General features: G+C 69.7%; 21 protein-coding genes. 17 read left to right on the top strand and 4 right to left on the bottom strand.

Translation table 11 applies throughout. The features are described from left to right. The first annotated feature begins 24 nt into the window (after window positions 1-24). From QZH52_RS02175 to QZH52_RS02110, 14 genes are all read left to right on the top strand, one after another. A complete protein-coding gene (locus tag QZH52_RS02175; protein WP_301803083.1) occupies window positions 25-597 on the top strand; it encodes a hypothetical protein in 573 nt (190 codons plus the stop codon). Further along, window positions 594-1,124, top strand: coding sequence for a Na+/H+ antiporter subunit E (locus QZH52_RS02170; protein ID WP_301803080.1), 531 nt, complete (start codon window positions 594-596; stop codon window positions 1,122-1,124). Before QZH52_RS02175 ends, QZH52_RS02170 begins: the two co-directional genes overlap by 4 nt. After that, window positions 1,117-1,404 carry an MrpF/PhaF family protein gene (locus QZH52_RS02165; protein WP_301803077.1) on the top strand — a complete coding sequence of 96 codons (288 nt, stop codon included), beginning with the start codon at window positions 1,117-1,119 and terminating at the stop codon, window positions 1,402-1,404. The genes QZH52_RS02170 and QZH52_RS02165 overlap by 8 nt, the downstream gene beginning before the upstream one ends. After that, window positions 1,401-1,703, top strand: coding sequence for a cation:proton antiporter (locus QZH52_RS02160; RefSeq protein WP_286538005.1), 303 nt, complete (start codon window positions 1,401-1,403; stop codon window positions 1,701-1,703). The genes QZH52_RS02165 and QZH52_RS02160 overlap by 4 nt, the downstream gene beginning before the upstream one ends. Then, window positions 1,700-2,644: a hydrogenase subunit MbhD domain-containing protein gene (locus QZH52_RS02155; protein ID WP_301803073.1), complete on the top strand. Its 945-nt coding sequence runs from the start codon at window positions 1,700-1,702 to the stop codon at window positions 2,642-2,644. Before QZH52_RS02160 ends, QZH52_RS02155 begins: the two co-directional genes overlap by 4 nt. After that, complete coding sequence (locus tag QZH52_RS02150) at window positions 2,641-2,985, top strand: NADH-quinone oxidoreductase subunit K (protein WP_286538010.1); 345 nt, start codon at window positions 2,641-2,643, stop codon at window positions 2,983-2,985. Before QZH52_RS02155 ends, QZH52_RS02150 begins: the two co-directional genes overlap by 4 nt. A 12-nt stretch (window positions 2,986-2,997) precedes the next feature. Beyond that, entirely contained in the window at window positions 2,998-4,518 is a 1,521-nt protein-coding gene (locus QZH52_RS02145; protein ID WP_301803069.1) for a complex I subunit 5 family protein, read from the top strand. Next, window positions 4,515-6,179: a proton-conducting transporter transmembrane domain-containing protein gene (locus QZH52_RS02140; RefSeq protein ID WP_301803066.1), complete on the top strand. Its 1,665-nt coding sequence runs from the start codon at window positions 4,515-4,517 to the stop codon at window positions 6,177-6,179. Before QZH52_RS02145 ends, QZH52_RS02140 begins: the two co-directional genes overlap by 4 nt. 11 nt (window positions 6,180-6,190) lie before the next feature. Next, window positions 6,191-7,645, top strand: a complete 1,455-nt coding sequence (locus QZH52_RS02135) for an efflux transporter outer membrane subunit (protein WP_301803064.1) — start codon at window positions 6,191-6,193, stop codon at window positions 7,643-7,645. An 11-nt stretch (window positions 7,646-7,656) separates the two neighbouring features. Continuing rightward, a complete protein-coding gene (locus QZH52_RS02130; RefSeq protein ID WP_301803062.1) occupies window positions 7,657-8,703 on the top strand; it encodes an AI-2E family transporter in 1,047 nt (348 codons plus the stop codon). 144 nt (window positions 8,704-8,847) lie between these two features. After that, on the top strand, window positions 8,848-9,468 hold the full coding sequence (locus tag QZH52_RS02125; RefSeq protein ID WP_301803059.1) for a hypothetical protein: 621 nt from the start codon (window positions 8,848-8,850) through the stop codon (window positions 9,466-9,468). Window positions 9,469-9,526: 58 nt separating this feature from the next. Continuing rightward, window positions 9,527-10,972 carry an NAD-dependent succinate-semialdehyde dehydrogenase gene (locus QZH52_RS02120; RefSeq protein ID WP_286538023.1) on the top strand — a complete coding sequence of 482 codons (1,446 nt, stop codon included), beginning with the start codon at window positions 9,527-9,529 and terminating at the stop codon, window positions 10,970-10,972. A gap of 73 nt (window positions 10,973-11,045) precedes the next feature. Continuing rightward, on the top strand, window positions 11,046-11,921 hold the full coding sequence (locus QZH52_RS02115; protein WP_301803053.1) for a hypothetical protein: 876 nt from the start codon (window positions 11,046-11,048) through the stop codon (window positions 11,919-11,921). Between the two features lie 83 nt (window positions 11,922-12,004). Further along, entirely contained in the window at window positions 12,005-12,346 is a 342-nt protein-coding gene (locus tag QZH52_RS02110; protein ID WP_301803049.1) for a hypothetical protein, read from the top strand. A 37-nt stretch (window positions 12,347-12,383) separates the two neighbouring features. On the opposite strand, the gene QZH52_RS02105 is transcribed toward QZH52_RS02110, so the two are convergent. Beyond that, a complete protein-coding gene (locus QZH52_RS02105) occupies window positions 12,384-12,767 on the bottom strand; it encodes a hypothetical protein (protein ID WP_301803046.1) in 384 nt (127 codons plus the stop codon). A gap of 227 nt (window positions 12,768-12,994) precedes the next feature. Here QZH52_RS02105 and QZH52_RS02100 point away from each other — a divergent pair, with 227 nt between their 5' ends. The 3 genes from QZH52_RS02100 to QZH52_RS02090 are packed head-to-tail and all read left to right on the top strand — an operon-like array spanning window position 12,995 to window position 14,797. Beyond that, window positions 12,995-13,807 carry a hypothetical protein gene (locus tag QZH52_RS02100; RefSeq protein WP_301803043.1) on the top strand — a complete coding sequence of 271 codons (813 nt, stop codon included), beginning with the start codon at window positions 12,995-12,997 and terminating at the stop codon, window positions 13,805-13,807. Between the two features lie 10 nt (window positions 13,808-13,817). Further along, window positions 13,818-14,213 (top strand): hypothetical protein, encoded by a 396-nt coding sequence (locus tag QZH52_RS02095; protein WP_301803040.1) that lies wholly within the window; start codon window positions 13,818-13,820, stop codon window positions 14,211-14,213. Between the two features lie 17 nt (window positions 14,214-14,230). Beyond that, window positions 14,231-14,797: a hypothetical protein gene (locus tag QZH52_RS02090; RefSeq protein WP_301803037.1), complete on the top strand. Its 567-nt coding sequence runs from the start codon at window positions 14,231-14,233 to the stop codon at window positions 14,795-14,797. A gap of 2 nt (window positions 14,798-14,799) precedes the next feature. On the opposite strand, the gene QZH52_RS02085 is transcribed toward QZH52_RS02090, so the two are convergent. The 3 genes from QZH52_RS02085 to QZH52_RS02075 all read right to left on the bottom strand — a co-directional run bounded on the left by QZH52_RS02085 (window position 14,800) and on the right by QZH52_RS02075 (window position 17,183). Continuing rightward, the gene (locus QZH52_RS02085) at window positions 14,800-15,465 is read right to left on the bottom strand and encodes a response regulator transcription factor (RefSeq protein WP_301803035.1); all 666 of its coding nucleotides are present in this window, start codon (window positions 15,463-15,465) and stop codon (window positions 14,800-14,802) included. Between the two features lie 202 nt (window positions 15,466-15,667). Continuing rightward, the gene (locus QZH52_RS02080) at window positions 15,668-16,021 is read right to left on the bottom strand and encodes an alpha/beta hydrolase (protein WP_301803032.1); all 354 of its coding nucleotides are present in this window, start codon (window positions 16,019-16,021) and stop codon (window positions 15,668-15,670) included. 202 nt (window positions 16,022-16,223) lie between these two features. Further along, on the bottom strand, window positions 16,224-17,183 hold the full coding sequence (locus QZH52_RS02075) for a LysR family transcriptional regulator (RefSeq protein ID WP_301803028.1): 960 nt from the start codon (window positions 17,181-17,183) through the stop codon (window positions 16,224-16,226). Between the last annotated feature and the right edge of the window lie 16 nt (window positions 17,184-17,199).

Raw genomic sequence — 17,199 nt, 5'->3', positions numbered from 1 at the left:
CGGCTGGCTGACGGGGCAACGCAGATGCAGGCATCCGCAACACCGACCGGGACCGCGGTGCTCGACTTGCACGTGGCCGAACTCCGGCAGCTGTTCAACTCGATGGACCCGGCGCCTTTCCGCCAGCGCGACCTCGATGCCAAGGCGCAGGACTACATCGTCGACTGGGCCCAGGAGGTGCCGGCCGGCCGGCCGCTGGAACTGGTCGTGCACGTCGGCGCCGAGGCCGTTGCGCCGTCCGATGCCGCGATGCTGAAGGACGCGGTCGACGAATACTTCCGCCAGCGCGCGCTGGCCACCTGGCGCGGCTTGCGCAAGCTGTTCCGCATCGGCCGCATCAGCCTGCTGATCGGCGTGCTGTTCGTCGGCGCCGCCGCGGTGGTCGGCGAGTCGATCGCCAGCTTCGTCGGCCAGGGGCGCTACGCGACCCTGATCCACGACAGCCTCGTGATCGGCGCCTGGGTGGCGCTGTGGCGGCCGATGGAGATCTTTCTCTACGACTGGTGGCCGGTGCGCACGGAGGCCCGCCTGTTCGAGCGACTGAGCAGGATCGATGTCCGGCTGACCAGTGCCGGCGGCACGGAGGCGAGCGCATGAAGCCCGCCGCCGCCGATCCCGCCACCCCGGCCGCACCGTCGCGGCGCGCCACGGCCGTGGTCCGTGGACTGATGCTGCTGGTGCTCTGGCTGCTGCTGATGCCCAGCCTCAAGCCCGCCGACCTCGGGGTTGGCCTGGTCGCCGTGGCCGCCGGAACCTTCGCCAGCCTGCGCCTGCTGCCGCCCGAGGCGGGGCATCTGCGCCTGGGCGCGCTGTTCGGTTTCCTGCCGCATTTCCTCTGGCAGTCGGTGCTGGCCGGCGTCGACGTCGCGCGCCGGGCGCTGTCGCCGCGCATGCCGCTGAAGCCCGGCTTCATCGTCTACAAGGTCGGCTTCCGCCCCGGCCTGGCGCGCAACGAGTTCAGCTCGATCACCAGCCTGCTGCCTGGCTCGGTGCCGGTCGCCGAATCGGAGCACGACATCACCTACCACTGCCTGGACCTCGACGCGCCGGTCGCCGAACAGCTGGCGGCCGAGGAGCTGCGCCTGCGCCGCGCGCTGGTCGCCGGGGAGCGCCACCATGACTGAATTCCTGCTCGGCGCTTCGGCCTTCGTGCTGCTGACGGTCGCGGTGGGCCTGATCTGCATCCTGCGCGGTCCCGACGACGTCGATCGCATGATGTCGGTGCAGCTGTTCGGCACCGCCGGCATCGCGGCCCTGCTGCTGCTGGGAGCCGCGATCGGCGCCGAGGCCGTGGTCGACCTGGCGCTGATCCTGGCCGTGCTGGCGGCCTTCGCCGCGCTGGCCTTCGTCAAGGCCGGCTCGCGCCCCGGTGCCGTGCACACAGAACCGGAGGACCGCGCATGAGGGCCATCCTGGACATCTTCACGATCGTCGCCGTGGTCGCGGGCGCCTTCTTCTTCCTCGCCGGCACCGTGGGCCTTCTGCGCTTCCCCGACACCTTCACGCGGGCGCACGCGCTGACCAAGGCCGACAACCTCGGGCTCGGCCTGGTGGTGATCGGCCTGCTGCCGCAGATGGACGGCGTGATGGCCGGGCTCAAGTTGGTCCTGGTCTGGCTGATGGTGCTGCTGGCCTCGGCCACGGTGTCGCAGCTCATCGCGCGCGCGGCGCGGCGCGGCGGGTCCGACGGAGGCAAGTCATGACCCTGGCGCTGACCCTGGCCCTGGTGGGCCTGCTCATGGCGCTGGCCATCTGGACCGTGGTGGCGCGCGACACCTTCGCCGCGGTGACCGGCTTCGTCCCCTACGGGCTGCTGCTCACGCTGGCCTGGCTGCAGCTGCGCGCGGTCGACGTCGCGATGACCGAGGCGGCGATCGGCGCCGGCCTGACCGGCGTGCTGCTGATCGCCGCCGCCGCGCGGCTGCGCGCGACCGAGACGCCAGCCTGGGCCGAGCGGCCCGGCCTCGCGACGCGGCTGCTGGCCGCGATCGTCTCCGCCGCCGTGGCCGCCGGCATCGGCGCCTGCGTGCTGCTGCTGCCCGATCCGGCGCCGAGCCTGGCGCCCGCGGTGGTCGAGAACATCGCCGCCACCGGCGTCGGCAATCCGATCACCGCGGTGCTGATGTCCTTCCGCGCGATGGACACGCTGCTCGAGGCCATCGTGCTGCTGCTGGGCCTGGTCGGCGTCTGGTCGCTGGCGCCCGACCGCTTCTGGGGCGGGCGGCCGGGGCCGGCTCCGACGGAAGACCCGAACAGCATCCTGGGCTACCTCGCGCGGGTGCTGCCGCCGATCGGGATCGTCGTCGGCGTCTACATCCTCTGGGTCGGCGCCGACCATCCGGGCGGCAAGTTCCAGGGTGCCACGGTGCTGGCCGCGATGTGGCTGCTGGTCATGATGGCCGGCCTGTCGGATGCGCCCGCGGTCGACCGGCGCTGGGTCCGGATCGCGCTGGCCGGCGGCCCGGCCGCATTCATCGCGGTCGGCCTGCTCGGCAGCGTCATCGCGGGCGCCTTCCTCGGCTATCCGGAGGCGTTCGCCAAGCCCCTGATCGTGGTCATCGAGGCGGCGCTGCTGCCGTCGCTGGCGGTCACGCTGGCGCTGCTCCTGACCGGGCCGCCGAGCCGCAAGGACACCCGCGAATGAACACGCCCACCCTGCTCGGACTGTGCGCCGCGGTGCTGATCGGCCTGGGGCTCTACGGCCTCATCGTGAACCCGCACCCGCTGCGCAAGATCATGGCCTTCAACGTGATGGGCAACGGCATCTTCCTGGTCGCCGCCGTGATCGCGCGCCGCGGCGCCGGCGCCGGAATGGGCGGCGACCCGGTGCCGCAGGCGCTGCTGATCACCGCGCTGGTGGTGGCGTTCGCCGCCTCGGCCCTGGGGGTGGCTCTGGTGCTGCGGCTGTTCGAGGAAACCGGCTCGGCCTCGCTGACCGCGCCGGACGCCGCGCCGCGGACCCCTCCTTCCGAGAGCGAGGTCTAGGTGCCGCTCTCGATGCCCGCAGTGGATCCGGCGACGCCAGGCGGCCTGCTGCTGGTGCTGGCCGTGCTGCTGCCCTTCATCGGCATGATGCTCGGCTTCGTGCTCGGCGGCCGGCGCGCGCAGCAGGTGGCCTGGGCGACGATCGTGCTCGGCATCGTGCTGATGGCCGCGATCGCGCACCGGCTGTGGGTGTCGGGCGACGCGCTGGTCTACCTGCTCGGCGGCTGGGCGCCGCCGCTCGGCGTCAGCCTGCGCGCCGATGGCCTGGCGGTCTGCATGATGGTGGCCGTGATGGTGGTGGTGGTCGGCATCGGCGTCTACGCCAACGGCGATTTCGGCACCCCGGCCGGGGTGCGCGAGAAGCGCTCCGCGCTGACCTTCTGGCTGCTGCTGCTCGCGGTCTGGGGCTCGCTCAACCTCGTGTTCGTGAGCGGCGACGTCTTCACGCTGTACGTCGCGCTCGAACTGCTCACCTTCGCCGGCGTGCCGCTGGTCAGCCTCGACGGCCGGGGCGAAACCTTGCAGGCCGCGCTGCGCTACCTGATTTATGCGCTGGTCGGCTCGATGTTCTACCTGCTCGGCGGCTTCCTGCTGTACGGCGCCTACGGCACCCTGGACATCGCGCTGCTGGGCCAGCGCATCGGCGCCGAGCCCGTGACCTGGATCGCCGCCGCGTCGATGACGGTCGGCCTGCTGGCCAAGACCGCGCTGTTCCCGCTCCACCTGTGGCTGCCCCCGGCGCATGCCGGCGCGCCGGCCGCCGCCAGTGCGTTGCTGTCGGCGCTGGTGATCAAGGGCGCCTGGTTCCTGGTGGTGCGGCTGTGGGTCGATGTCTTCGCCGGCGTCATCACGCTGCCCTCGGCCCAGGTGCTCGCGGCGCTCGGCGCCTCGGCGATCCTGGTCGGCAATGTGGTCGCCCTGCGGCAGGCGCGCCTGAAGCTGCTGATCGCCTACTCGACCGTGGCCCAGATCGGCTACCTGTTCCTGATGTTCCCGCTGGTGGCCGGGCTCGATGCCGCGCAGCTGGACAGCAGCTTCGCGGTCACCGGCGGGCTGCTGCAGGCGATCTCGCATGCGACTGCCAAGGCCGCGATGTTCATGGCGGCCGGGCTCATCTACACGACGCTCGGCCATGACCGCGTGGCCGACCTGCGCGGCGCCGGGCGGGCCCTGCCGATGACGATGACTGCCTTTGCGCTGGCCGGCGTCTCGCTGATCGGGCTGCCGCCCTCGGGCGGCTTCCTCGCCAAGTGGATGCTGCTGTCGGCGGCCATCGCCACCGCCCAGTGGTGGTGGGTGCTGGTGATGATGGCCGGCGGCCTCTTGACCAGCGCCTACGTCTTCATGGTGATGGTGCGCGCGATGGCGCCGGCCGCCCTCGGCTGGGTGCCGAAGGCGCGCGTGCCGGGCTACCAGCAGGGGGCCGTGCTGGCGCTCGCGCTGTGCTCGTTCCTGCTCGGCGCGGTGGCGCTGCTGCCGGTCGACGTCGCCCAGATCGGCCGCACAGGCCTGCTCGCGATGGGGGTCCGATGATCGGCTCCGTCACACTCGCCGCAATCGTGTTCGAAGTGCCGGTGCTGCTGCCGCTGGCGCTCGGCGTGCCGCTGCTGCTGCTGCTGGCCTGCGCGTTTCCCGCCCTGCGCCGGCGCCTGCCGGGGCTGTTCGCGCTGGCCCCGGTGCCGGCGCTGGCGGCGGCCCTGCTGGCCGGCGCCGAGCCGGACCTGGTGCTGGGCAATGCCTACTTCTCGCTGACGTTCGCGCTCGATGCGCCGGGCGCGATGCTGCTCGGCGTCGCCGCGGTGCTGTGGATCTTCGCCGGTGCCTACGCGGCGCGCTGGCTGCGCGGGCGGCCTGACCGCGACGGCTTCATCGTCTGCTGGCTGATGACGCTGACCGGCTCGGTCGGCGTCTTCCTGGCGGCAGACCTGATCGGCTTCTACTTCCTGCTGGCCGTGCTCAGCGTCGGTGCCAGCGGCCTGGTGCTGCAGGGCGAAGGGCCGGATGCGTTCCGCGCCAGCGCGCTCTACCTCGGACTGGCGCTGCTGGCCGAGGCCTTCCTGCTCGCCGGCCTGCTGCTGCTGGCGCTGGCCACGCCGGACGGCAGCCTGCTGATCGCCGATGCGGTGGCGGCGCTGCCGGGCTCGCCGTGGCGCGATCTCACGCTGCTGCTGCTCGTCGTGGGCCTCGGCATGAAGGCCGGCCTGCTGCCGCTGCACTTCTGGATGCCGATCGCCTACGGCGCGGCGCCGATCCCGGCCGCGGCGGTGATGAGCGGTGCCGTGGTCAAGGCCAGCATCATCGCGCTGGTCCGCTTCCTGCCCTTCGATGCCGCGCTGCCGTCCTTCGGCCTGCCGCTGGCCGCGCTCGGGCTCCTCGGCGCGCTCTACGGCGTGGCGATCGGCATCACGCAGACCCAGCCCAAGCTGGTCCTGGCCTACTCGAGCGTCAGCCAGATGGGCTTCCTGGCGGCCGTGATCGGCATGGGCCTGGCCGCCGGCGACCCCGGCACCGCGCTGGCCGCGGCCTTCTACGCGGCCCATCACCTGCTCGTGAAGGGCGCCCTGTTCCTGGCCGTCGGCGTGGTCATGCTGACCGGGCGCCGCCACCTGTGGCCGATGCTGCTGCCGGCCGCGGTCATCGCGCTGGGGCTCGGTGGCCTGCCGCTGACCGGCGGCGCGCTCGCCAAGTACGCGGCCAAGGACTTCATGGGCAGCGGCCTGGCGGCCACCGTGGCCGTGGTGTCCTCGATTGCCACCACCCTGCTGATGGTCCATTTCCTGCGGCGGCTGGCTGCCGACACGGCGGTCGATCCGGGCGCCCGCGCGCCGTCGGTGCTGGTGGTCTGCTGGCTGGCGATGGCGCTGGCCTCGGTGGCGCTGCCGTGGGCGCTCTGCCTGCTGCTGCCGCTCGGCGCGCTGCCCGAGGCCCTGTCGCCCGCGGCGCTGTGGGCCGCACTTTGGCCGGTGCTGATCGGTGCCGCCATCGCGGTCGGGCTGGACAGCCTCGGGCGGGCGCTGCCGCAGATCCCGGCCGGCGATCTCGGCGTCGCGCTGGGCCGGCTCGGCGGCCTGGTCGCCGCGGCCGGACGAGGCTTCGAGACGATCGACACTTTCGCGCGGCGCTGGGCCGTTGCGAGCATTGCATTGCTGGTAGTGTCCCTGCTGTTCGGCTACGCGCTGATGGCACAGGGCTGAAGGAGAACGAGATGAGGAAGTCAACGCTCGCGGCGGTGTCCGCTGCGGTCCTGGTGGCCCTGGCGGGCTGCACGGTCGGGCCCGACTTCGTGCGGCCCGCGGTGCAGTCCCCGGCGGCCTGGCGGATCGACTACCCCATGGCCGCCGAGGTGGCCAACACCCAGTGGTGGGAGCAGTTCGGCGATCCGGTCCTGAACCAGCTGATCGAGACCGCGCTGCGCGACAACCTCGACGTCCGGGTCGCGGCGGCCCGCATCGACCAGTTCCTCGGCGCCCTGACGACCACCGATTCGCAGGCCTATCCGCAGCTCGGCTACGGCGCCGGGGCGGCCCGCACGCGCGCCAGCCGCGAAGGCCAGCCGCCGATCCCCGAGCCCGCCAGCAACTACTTCTCGCTCTACCAGGCCAGCGTCAGTGCCAGCTGGCAGGTCGACCTGTTCGGCCGCGTCCGGCGCCTGAGCGAGGCCGCGCAGGCGCAGGTCTACGCCAGCCAGCAGGGCCAGCGCGGCGTGGTGCTGACGCTCGTGACCGGCGTGGCGACCAGCTACATCGCGCTGCGGGCGCTCGACCGGCAGCTCGAGATCGCCAAGTCCACCGCCGCCAACTTCGGCGAGACCGCGCGCATCTTCGACCTTCGCTTCAAGCGCGGACTGGTCTCGCAGACCGAGGTGACGCAGGTGCGCTCCCAGTACCAGCAGGCGCTGACCGCGATCCCGACCTTCGAGCAGCAGATCGGGGCGCTCGAGAACCAGATCTCGATCCTGCTGGGCCGCGACCCGGCGCCCATCCCGCGCGGCAAGACCATCGACGAGCTGGTCGCGCCGCTGATCCCGGCCGGCCTGCCTTCCGACCTGCTGCAGCGGCGCCCCGACATCCTGGCGGCCGAGCAGAACCTGGTGGCCGCCAACGCCAGCATCGGCGTCGCCCGCTCGCTCTACTACCCGAGCCTGTCGCTGACCGGCGCGCTGGGTTCCACCAGCACCGCCTTCGGCAACTTCCTGACCGGGCCAGCCACCACCTGGTCGGTGGTCGCGGGCCTCACGGGCCCGATCTTCACGTTCGGCGCCATCGAGGGCCAGGTCCGATCGGCCGAGGCCCAGAAGGCGCAGGCCGAGCTGGTCTACCGGCAGACCGTGCTGGGCGCCTTCCGCGACACCAACAGCGCGCTGATCGGCACCCAGAAGAGCATCGAGGGGGTCGAGTACCAGCGCGGACGGGTCAAGGCGCTGCGCGAGTTCGCACGCCTGTCCAGGCTCAAGTTCGAGGCCGGTCTGATCGGCTACCTCGAGGTGCTGGTGGCCGACAACGAACTGTTCGCGGCCGAGCTGGCTTTCGTGAATCTGCAGGCCAACCGCTACTCGCAGGCGATCAACGTCTACCAGGCGATGGGCGGCGGCTGGGTCGACCTCGCGGATGCGCAGACGCCGCGTCCGGTCGGCATGGCCGGCGGCCCGCGCACGCCTTGATCCCGCGCGGCATGAACGAGCGCTTCCAGACCCTGGTCTACGGCACGGCGATCGCGCTGATGATCGGCTGGGTCTTCTACATCGGGCGCAATGTCTTCGTGCCGATCATGTTCAGCGTCTTCGTGGTCTACGTGATCCTCGGCCTGGCGCGATTGATCGGCAGGGTGCCGCTGCTGGGGCCGGCGCTGCCGCAGCTGGTGATCTCGATCCTCTCGGTGCTGATCATCGCGCTCGGGCTCGCCATGGTGGTCTACACGATCCTGGCCAACAAGGACAGCGTGATCGCGATGGCGCCGCGCTACCAGGAGTCGCTGCTGGCGGCGGTGCAGCGGGTGGCGGTGCTGATGCGGGTCGAGGCCGAGCCGACCTGGACCACGCTGCGGCGCGACCTGCTTTCGCAGGTGAGCCTGCAGCGGATGGCGGCCTCGGCGCTGGCTTCGGTGTCGTCGCTGTTCGCCACCGTGATCGTGGTCGCGCTGTATGCCTGCTTCCTGCTGGTCGAGCGGACCCACCTCGACGTCAAGATCCTGGCCATCGCGCGCAGCCCCGAGCAGGCACGGCGCATCAAGCAGGTCATCGCCGACATCAACGCGCGGGTCGGCGCCTACCTGGCGCTCAAGACCTTCCTCGGGGTGCTGCTTGGCGCGCTCAGCTACGTGATCATGCGTTTCGCCGGCCTCGAGTTCGCCGGCTTCTGGGCCGTGATGATCGCGCTGCTCAACTACGTGCCCTACATCGGCTCGTTCCTGAGCGTCGTGCTGCCGGGCCTGATGGCCGTGGCCCAGTTCGGCAGTGCCGGCGAGGCGATCCAGATCATGATGTCGCTGGCGGTGGTCCAGTTCGTGATCGGCAACTTCCTGGACCCCTACGTCATGGGGAATTCGCTCAACCTGAGCCCGTTCGCGATCCTCGTGAGCCTGGCGGTCTGGGTCGCCCTCTGGGGCGTGCCGGGCGCCTTCCTGGCGGTGCCGATCACCGCGATGATGACCATCATCTTCTCGGAGTTCCCCGGCACCCGCCCCATCGCCGTCCTGCTGTCGCAGAACGGCAAGCCCTAACGCCCTCAAGTTTCGGCGCGGCTGGCCGATATACGGTCAGCGCATGCCCTCGCCGCGTCGGGCGGGTGGCGTGCCGCGACGAGGAGCCAGCGTGAAACTGAGGTCGATGCAGGGTCGCTGCAGTCCGGGCCCGAGGGGGCGGGGATGAGCTTGGCCGTCTATGGCTACGATGCCTTCAAGGTGCTGGCCTTCGCCGCGCCGGTGGCCGGCTTCGCCGCCGTCGCCCATGTGCGCGCCACGCGGCGCCGGGAACAGGCGCGGCGGGTCGAAAGCGCGAGCCGCAGCTGCCGGCAGGTCTTTGTCGAAGTGCCGGGACTCCCCGGCGCGCCCCCCGATTCGGTCTCCTTCGAGCTGACGCCGCAATTGCTGGGCTGGCTCGCCGCCGCCCAGAGCGGTTCCCTGAAAGGCATCGACACGCCCGACGCCGTGATGCTGGCCTTCGACGTCGAGGCGGCCTGGAAGGGCGTGCGGCCTGCCGGGGCCGGCGACGACCCGGACACCCGCAGCCAGCTGGTCGCGACCCGCGAGCGCTTCTTCGTGCGATCGGTCGATGCCCGCCGCCACAGCGCCCCGGTGTCGTTGCGCGCGATGCTCGATGCGCATCGCAGCCTCGCGGAGGGCGAGCCGCTCCATTGCTCGGTCGATGGCCTGATCGGCGTCAGGCCGGTGCGGCGCTTGCGGGTCGAGGCGGCGGCGGTGGTGGCCAAGCAGTTCTACTGGGTGCGGGCGAACGGGGCGGGGCCGCCACGCTCTCCGCCGAGTTAGGTAGGATTGCGGGCTGTCCGCTGCGCCTGCGGGCAATCTCGCAATTCAAGGACTCCGCATGACCACCCCCAGCTACCCCGACACCCGCCTGCTGATCGATGGCGAATGGTGTGACGCCCTGAGCGGCAAGACCCAGGACGTGATCAACCCGGCCACCGGCCAGCCGATCGGCAAGGTCGCCTTCGCCGCGACCGCCGACCTCGACCGTGCGCTCGATGCGGCCCAGCGCGGCTTCGAAGCCTGGCGCCGGATCCCGGCCAACGAGCGCGCCGCCACCATGCGCAAGGCCGCCGGCCTTTTGCGCGAGCGCGCCGCCGACATCGCCCGCATCCTCACGTTGGAGCAGGGCAAGCCCTTCGCCGAGGCCCGCGGCGAGGTGCTCGCCGGCGCCGACATCATCGAATGGTTCGCCGACGAAGGCCGCCGTGTCTATGGCCGCATCGTGCCGTCGCGCAACCTGGCGGCGCAGCAACTGGTGCTGAAGGAACCCCTGGGCCCGGTCGCCGCCTTCACGCCCTGGAACTTCCCGATCAACCAGATCGTCCGCAAGCTCGGCGCGGCGCTGGCCAGCGGCTGCTCCTTCCTGTGCAAGGCGCCCGAAGAAACGCCGGCTTCGCCCGCCGCGCTGCTGCAGACCTTCGTCGATGCCGGCGTGCCGCGCGGGACGGTGGGCCTGGTGTTCGGCGATCCGGCCCAGATCTCGAACTACCTGATTCCGCATCCGATCATCCGCAAGGTGACCTTCACCGGCTCGACGCCGGTGGGCAAGCAGCTCGCGGCCCTGGCCGGCCAGCACATGAAGCGCGCGACCATGGAGCTCGGCGGCCATGCCCCGGTGATCGTCGCGGCCGACGCCGACGTCGAGCTGGCCGTCAAGGCCTCGGGCGGCGCCAAGTTCCGCAATGCCGGGCAGGTCTGCATCTCGCCGACCCGCTTCCTGGTGCACAACAGCATCCGCGACGCCTTCGCCCAGGCGATGGTCAAGCATGCCGAGAGCCTCAAGCTCGGCGACGGCCTGGCCGAAGGCACGACGCTCGGCCCGCTTGCCAACGCCCGCCGCCTCGGCGCCATGGCCAAGGTGCTCGAGGACGCCCGCGCCACCGGCGCCAAGGTCGCGACCGGCGGCGAGCGCGTCGGCAGCAGCGGCAACTTCTTCGCGCCCACGGTGCTGACCGACGTCTCGCTCGAGGCCGACGTCTTCAACAACGAGCCCTTCGGCCCGATCGCGGCGATCCGCGGCTTCGACTCGCTCGACGAGGCGATCACCGAGGCCAACCGGCTGCCTTTCGGCCTGGCCGGCTATGCCTTCACCCAGTCGATCAAGAATGCCCACCTGCTGTCGCAGCGCATGGAAGTCGGCATGCTGTGGATCAACCAGCCGGCCGCGCCGTCGCCCGAGATGCCTTTCGGCGGCATCAAGGATTCGGGCTACGGCTCGGAAGGCGGTCCGGAGGCGATGGAGAACTACCTCAACACCAAGGCCGTCTCGATCATGGCCATCTGACGCGCCGCGGGCGCGGGGGCCGCGCGGATGAGCGGCCCTTGCGTCGGCGGCGCAGCGGACCACAATGGCGGGCATGCCAAAGCTCTTGCTCCGCCGGTTCCTGGTCTGTCTCTGCCTGCTGCTGCCGGCGCTGGTCTGGGCGCAGACCCAGCTCGGCAGCGCCGCCGCGCTGCAGGCGAAATTCGAAGCGGTCAAGTCGCAGTTCGACAAGAACGCCTTCGGCCGGCCGCTGGTGCTCGAATCGACCGAGGCCTCGGGCCAGTTGAGCGGCAACATCTTCGCGCTGGTCGACCATCCCTTCGACCAGGTCAGCGCCGCGCTGGTCAAGCCGGCGGTCTGGTGCGACATCCTGATGCTGCACCTCAACACCAAGTACTGCGCCGTGCGAGGCGACGGGGCGGCGACCACCCTGGCAGTGTCGGTGGGCCGCAAGTTCGACCAGCCGCTGTCGGATGCGCAGCGCATCGATTTCGTCTGGCAGCCTCCGGTCTCGGCGGCCGACTACATGAGTGCCCGCCTGAGCGCCGACAAGGGGCCGCTTTCGACGCGCGACTACCGCATCGAGGTCGAGGCCACGCCGCTGCCCAACGGCAAGACCTTCATCCACATGGCCTACGCCTATGCCTACGGCACCGCGGCCCGGATCGCGATGCAGGGCTACCTCTCGACCCTGGGCAGCGACAAGGTGGGCTTCAGCACCAGGGACAAGGACGCTTCCGGCCAGCCCAGCCTGGTCGGCGGCGTGATCGGGGTGGTGGAGCGCAACACCATGCGCTACTACCTCGCGATCGACGCCTACCTCGATTCGCCGGCCGAGGCCGAATTGCCCAAGCGCCTGGCCCAGTGGTTCGACAGCACCGAGCGCTATGCGCGCCAACTGCACGAGGTGGACCGCAACGACTACCTCGAGATGAAGCGCAATGAATACAAACGGCTGAAGACCCAATAAGCCGAGAGTTCGCCCCCGGGTAAAGGCGCCCTTGCATCCGCGCCAGATGCACATGTATCCTTGTGTATCTGAAAGGGCCGCCCATGTCCATGGAACTCGATTTCCACCTCCACAAGATTCAGTCGCTGAGTCCCAAGGCGGCCAAGATCGCGCTACGGATGCTGGACCGCGATCCGCGCGTACCGACCGAATGGGTGATGGCCTTGCGTCCGGCGCTGGTCGACCGCAGCAGCGACGCGGAATCCTTCGGTGGCACCGACTGGATGACCATCGCGGCCATCGAGCGGCCCGGCATCCGGCGCTTCACGGAGCACTTCGAGAGCCGCGAGCAGCGACATGCGCGGCTGTGGGTGCTGAGCCTGCGGACCGCGACCCAGCGCCATGACCGCGCCGAGCCTGGCGAGAGCCTTTTCGGCGCGCTTTAGCGCGTGTGCGGCGCGGGGCCGGCGCCTTCGCGGCCGTTCATTTCTTCCGTCCGGGTCCGCCCCTGAGCAGTTCGCTCCGGTGCTTCTGAACCTCGGCCAGCCGCTTGAGTTCAGCCGCGCAGTCGGCCTGGGTCGCGACCAGCACGATGGGGCTGCGGCGCAGCGACGTGATGGTTTTTTCGACCTGCACCGGGTCCCGGTTCTTGATCACCAGTCCGGCCGCCACGGCGGCCCTGGATTGCTTGTAGAAGGCCTTCTCGAAGCCCGGCGTGCCGCAGCGCGCGGCGATCACGCGCAGGTCGGCCTCCTGCTGTTCACCCGAAATCGGCGCGTCGCGCCCGGCCTGCTGGGCGCCGGCCATCATGGGCATGCCGATGACCGCTGCGGTCACCACGGCTGCGATGTCGAACCTCGTTGTCATCTGTCCCCCTGCTTCCTGGAAATGCACTGTCGCAGGCGCCATCGTACGACCTCGGAGGCCCGATGCGCCATCGCCGGCGCGCCCGGCCCGTTGCCCGAAAGGGCAATGGGGCCTGCCCGTTGGTCCAATTTGCAGCGCTTGCACGGTCACCCAAGATGGCTCTCGTGGCCAGAGGTTGCGAATCGAACAGGAGCGGTCCGGAACGCTCCCCTTCACCAGGAGACCGCATGACGATCGCGAAGCGCCCGCTCAGGCTGGCCATGGCGGCGGCATCGTTCGCGGCCTGCGGCGCCTGGGCCCAGGACGACGCCGACCTGCAGAAGAAACTGGCGAACCCGATCGCCGACATCGTCACCTTGCCATTCCAGTGGACCACCAACTACAACGCCGGGCCCTTCGAGAAGCCGCAATACACGCTCAACATCCAGCCGGTCTATCCGATCAAGATCGGCGGCGGCTGGTCGCTGATCAACCGCGCCATCGTTCCGCTGCTGTCGAACCCCGCGGTGCTGCCGGGCCAGGACCGCAAGAACGGTCTCGGCGACATCACCTACGAAGCTTTCTTCGCGCCACCGGCGGGCGAAGCTGGATGGATCTGGGGCTTCGGTTCCGCGACGGTCCTGCGCACCGCCACCGACGACCGGCTGGGCGCGGGCAAGTGGTCGCTCGGCCCGGCGGTGGTCGGGCTCAAGGAGTCCGGCCCCTGGACCGTGGGCGCGCTGGCGACCCAGGTCTGGTCCGTCGCCGGCGACGACAACCAGCCGAACGTGAGTGCCTTCTCGTTCCAGCCCATCGTCAGCTACCGGCTGGATTCGACACAGTCGCTCGGCTACATCGGGATCGTCACGGCCGACTGGGAGCAGAAGCGTTCGAGCCAGCGCTGGACGGTGCCGCTCGGCGTGTCGTATTCGCTGCTGGTGCGGCCCGAGGGCTTCGTGCCGATGAATTTCGTGGTCGGTGCGGGCTACAACGTGATCCGGCCCGACAATGCGTCCGACTGGTTCGTCCGGTTCCAGGTCAATTTCGTTCTTCCCAAATGAGGAGCCAGGCATGCGTGCGAGCGACACACTGAAGGGGCTGGCCATCGTGCTGGCGATGGCCGGAGCGGCAACCGCGGCCGCCACCCCGTTGACCTATTACAACGGGATCCGCGAAACGCCGATCACCAAGTTCAACAAGGCCGACATGGCCCTGATGAACAAGGCGGTCTACGGGGCGCTGGACTCGGGCGCTGACGGCGTCAAGGTCAGCTGGGAGAACCCGGACACCTCCAGCAGCGGCAGCATCACGCCGGCCAAGGACCCGAAGGGCAGAGCGTCGTGCCGGCTGGCGCAGATCGAGAACCGCCACAAGAACCTGCTCGGCTCGGGCAGCTACATCTTCTGCAAGAACACCAAGTCCAAGACGCCGCCGTGGGAGCTGGTGGCGCCCTGGAACGGCGGCTGATCCGAGGCGCTACGCTCATGCCCGCGCTTCGCATCCTGCTTCTGCTTCGCGGCGCGGTCAGCGTGCTGTTTGCGCTGTCCAAGCTGGCGCCGGCGACGATTCCGGCGGCGATGTCGTTGAACCGCAACGGCACTTTCTCGATGATCGACGGGCTGCTCGGGCTGGCGATGGCCTTCGCGGTGTCGAAGTCGCCGCGCTACAAGTGGCTGTTCGGGCTGGTGCTGGCCGATGCGCTGGTGCGCCTGCTGATCGGCATCGTGGCGATCGCTTCCCCGGACATCGAGGGCCGCATCCTGGGCTCGATCGCCTTCTTCGGCGCCATCATCACGGCCTGCGTGGCGCTCGGCGTGTTCGGGCTGTTCTTCGCCCTGAGGGGCAGTCGCGAGGCGCCGGTCGACGCGCGCGGCGGGGGCGTGCCGGTGCTGGTGGTCAGCGCCTGCACCCTGGTGCTGGGCGTGGGCCTGCTGTTCGGCTTCGGATCGGTCGATGCGCGCCGGCTGCTGATCGGCGGCGTAGCACTGGGGATCGGTCTGTGCCTGCTCGTGAGCGGCTTTCTTTCGAAGGACCCACGGTCCATTCGCTGAGCTCAGGCGCCGGCGTGGCTGGCGCCGTCCGGCGTCACGCCCAGCTGTCCCACGGCGCGCACCAGGTCGGCCAGGGAGCTCACCTCCATCTTCTCCATGACGTGCGCGCGGTGGGCCTTCACGGTGCGTTCGGCGGCGCCGAGCTGGGCGCTGATCTGCTTGTTGAGGGCGCCGTTGACGACCATTTCCATGACCTGCCTTTCGCGCGGGCTGAGCCGCGAATAGCGGGTCTGCAGGGCGCAGAGCCGGCGTCGCGCCTGGCGCCGCACGGCGTCGTCCTCGATCGCCTTGCGCACCACGGTCAGCAGCGTCTCGCTGTCCACCGGCTTGAACAGGAAATCGGAGGCACCGGCCTTCATGGCCCGCAGCGTCTCGTGCACCGTGGCCTCCGCGGTCACGAAGATCACGGGCAGGGGTTCGGGCTGGCTGGCGACCATCTCCTGCAGGTCGAGCCCGCTGGGACCCGGCATGTGGATGTCCAGCACCAGGCAACCCGGTGCGCTGCCGATCCCTTCGAGCAGCATCTCGCCGACCGATCCGTACTCCATCACCTGGTGCCCCGCGCTCTTGAGCAGCCGCTGCAGGGCGCGCCGAAAGGCGATGTCGTCATCGATCAGCCGGACGACGGGCGATTCCCCATCTGCGGCAGCATTGATTTGCTTTCCCATGCCAATCCTCCAGGCGCCCGCAGGCGAAGGTGAATTGAACACGCGCCCTGGGGGCATGACAAGCTGCCCTTTGGTGTAAGCGAAGACCAATTTGCTATTTGTGTAGCTATTTAGTCTTATTAAATGAACTTCTCGTTTGTTGCTGACGCAAAAAAACCGGCCTCGCTCGTGGCACAGGCCGGTTGATTCGGGGGCCGCGGATTTACAGGGCGGCTTGGCGCGTCGTGCCGCTGGTGCGCGGGCCGGTGAATTGCGGCGGGATCACGCTGTTGGCGAAGGATTCGATCCGCACGTTCTGGTTCGGCCGGTGGGCGGCAGCGACGGCTTCGCTGCGCACCGACGAGCGATCACGTGTGCTGGCGATGGTGGTCACGCCGTTGTTGTAGCCTTCCGCGTAGGGGTTCGCGCTGTGAGCCGCGACTGCGGCCTGGGCGCTCACTTCGGCACGACTGTTGGCGGAAGTAAGCGCATGAACACCGTCATAGGTTTCGGCCTGGGCGCCGGCGGCGGCAAGCAGCGACAGGGTGGCGGCGGCGATGATTTGCGAGGTCTTCATTTCAGTTGTCCTTGTTGGTTTGAACGGGCGGAGGGCGCTTCGGCGATCCGTCCACGCAAGTCTAAGGCTGAAGACTAAGTAAAAACCCTAATGAAGTTGAACCGCGGTGTTGCCAGCAGCGAAACAATCGGCGGGCGAACTGCCGCCATAACCGATCCGCGCCGATGTTGCGGCGCGGCATCGCGAAATTGCAATGACGCGCTCAGTCGGGGTCGAGGCGTCGGCCGTAGGCGCTGAAGCTCGCCGCCTTCAGCGCCTTCATCATCACCTTGGCGGCCGGCGACAGCAGCCGGTCGGTCCGCGTGATGATGCCGAAAGCATCCATGTGACAGGGCATCTCGACCGGCAGCATCGCCACGATGCCGTGGCTCGCGTAGTAGCGCGCCACGTCGGTGGCCAGCACCGCGACCATGTCGCTCTGCTGCAACATGCGGGTGATGAAGAGCAGCGCCGCGGTCTCGATCACGTTGATCGGCGGTGCCAGCCCTTCTTCCTGGAACATCAGTTCGAAGCGGTGCCGCAGCACGCTGCCGGCGGGCGGCACGATCCAGCCGGCCGACACCAGGTCGCGCAGGCTCAGGTCGCTGACACCGAGCAGCGGATGGCCCGGGCGCACCAATGCGCATACCGGCTCTTCGGTCAGGGCCTCGTAGCGCAGGTTGGTCTTGTCGTGCTCGGCGAACAGCCGTGCCACCAGCAGATCGAGCTTGCCCTGCTCGAGGCGCTCGAGCAGCACCGGGCTGGTCTCGATCTCGACCGACACCCGCAGGTTGGGCTGCTCGCGCTTCACCTCGGCCACCGCCGGCGGCAGCAGCACCAGGCCCGGCGCGGTGATGACGCCGATATTGACCTGGCCGGCGCGGCCGGCCTTGAGCGCGCTGAGTTCGTCGTGCGCCTGGTTCAGGCTCGCCAGCGCGACCCGGGCGTGGCGGATCATGATCTCGCCATACCAGGTGGGCCGCATGCCGCGCGGCAGGCGGTCGAAGAGCAACACCTCGAGCACGTCCTCGAGGTCCTTCAGGAGCTTGGAGGCCGCCGGCTGCGTCATGTTGAGCACCTGGGCCGCGCGATGGATGTTGCCCTCCTCGGCCAGGGCCACCAGCAACAGCAGCTGCCGGGTCTTGAGTCGCGCACGGATGAACCAGTGCGTGTAGTTGGTCATGGGGTTTACCTGAATG

Origin of the sequence: Variovorax ginsengisoli (assembly GCF_030486595.1) — a bacterium.
GTDB classification, from domain to species: domain Bacteria; phylum Pseudomonadota; class Gammaproteobacteria; order Burkholderiales; family Burkholderiaceae_C; genus Variovorax; species Variovorax ginsengisoli_B.
This window is presented reverse-complemented; position numbering and strand designations above follow the sequence as displayed.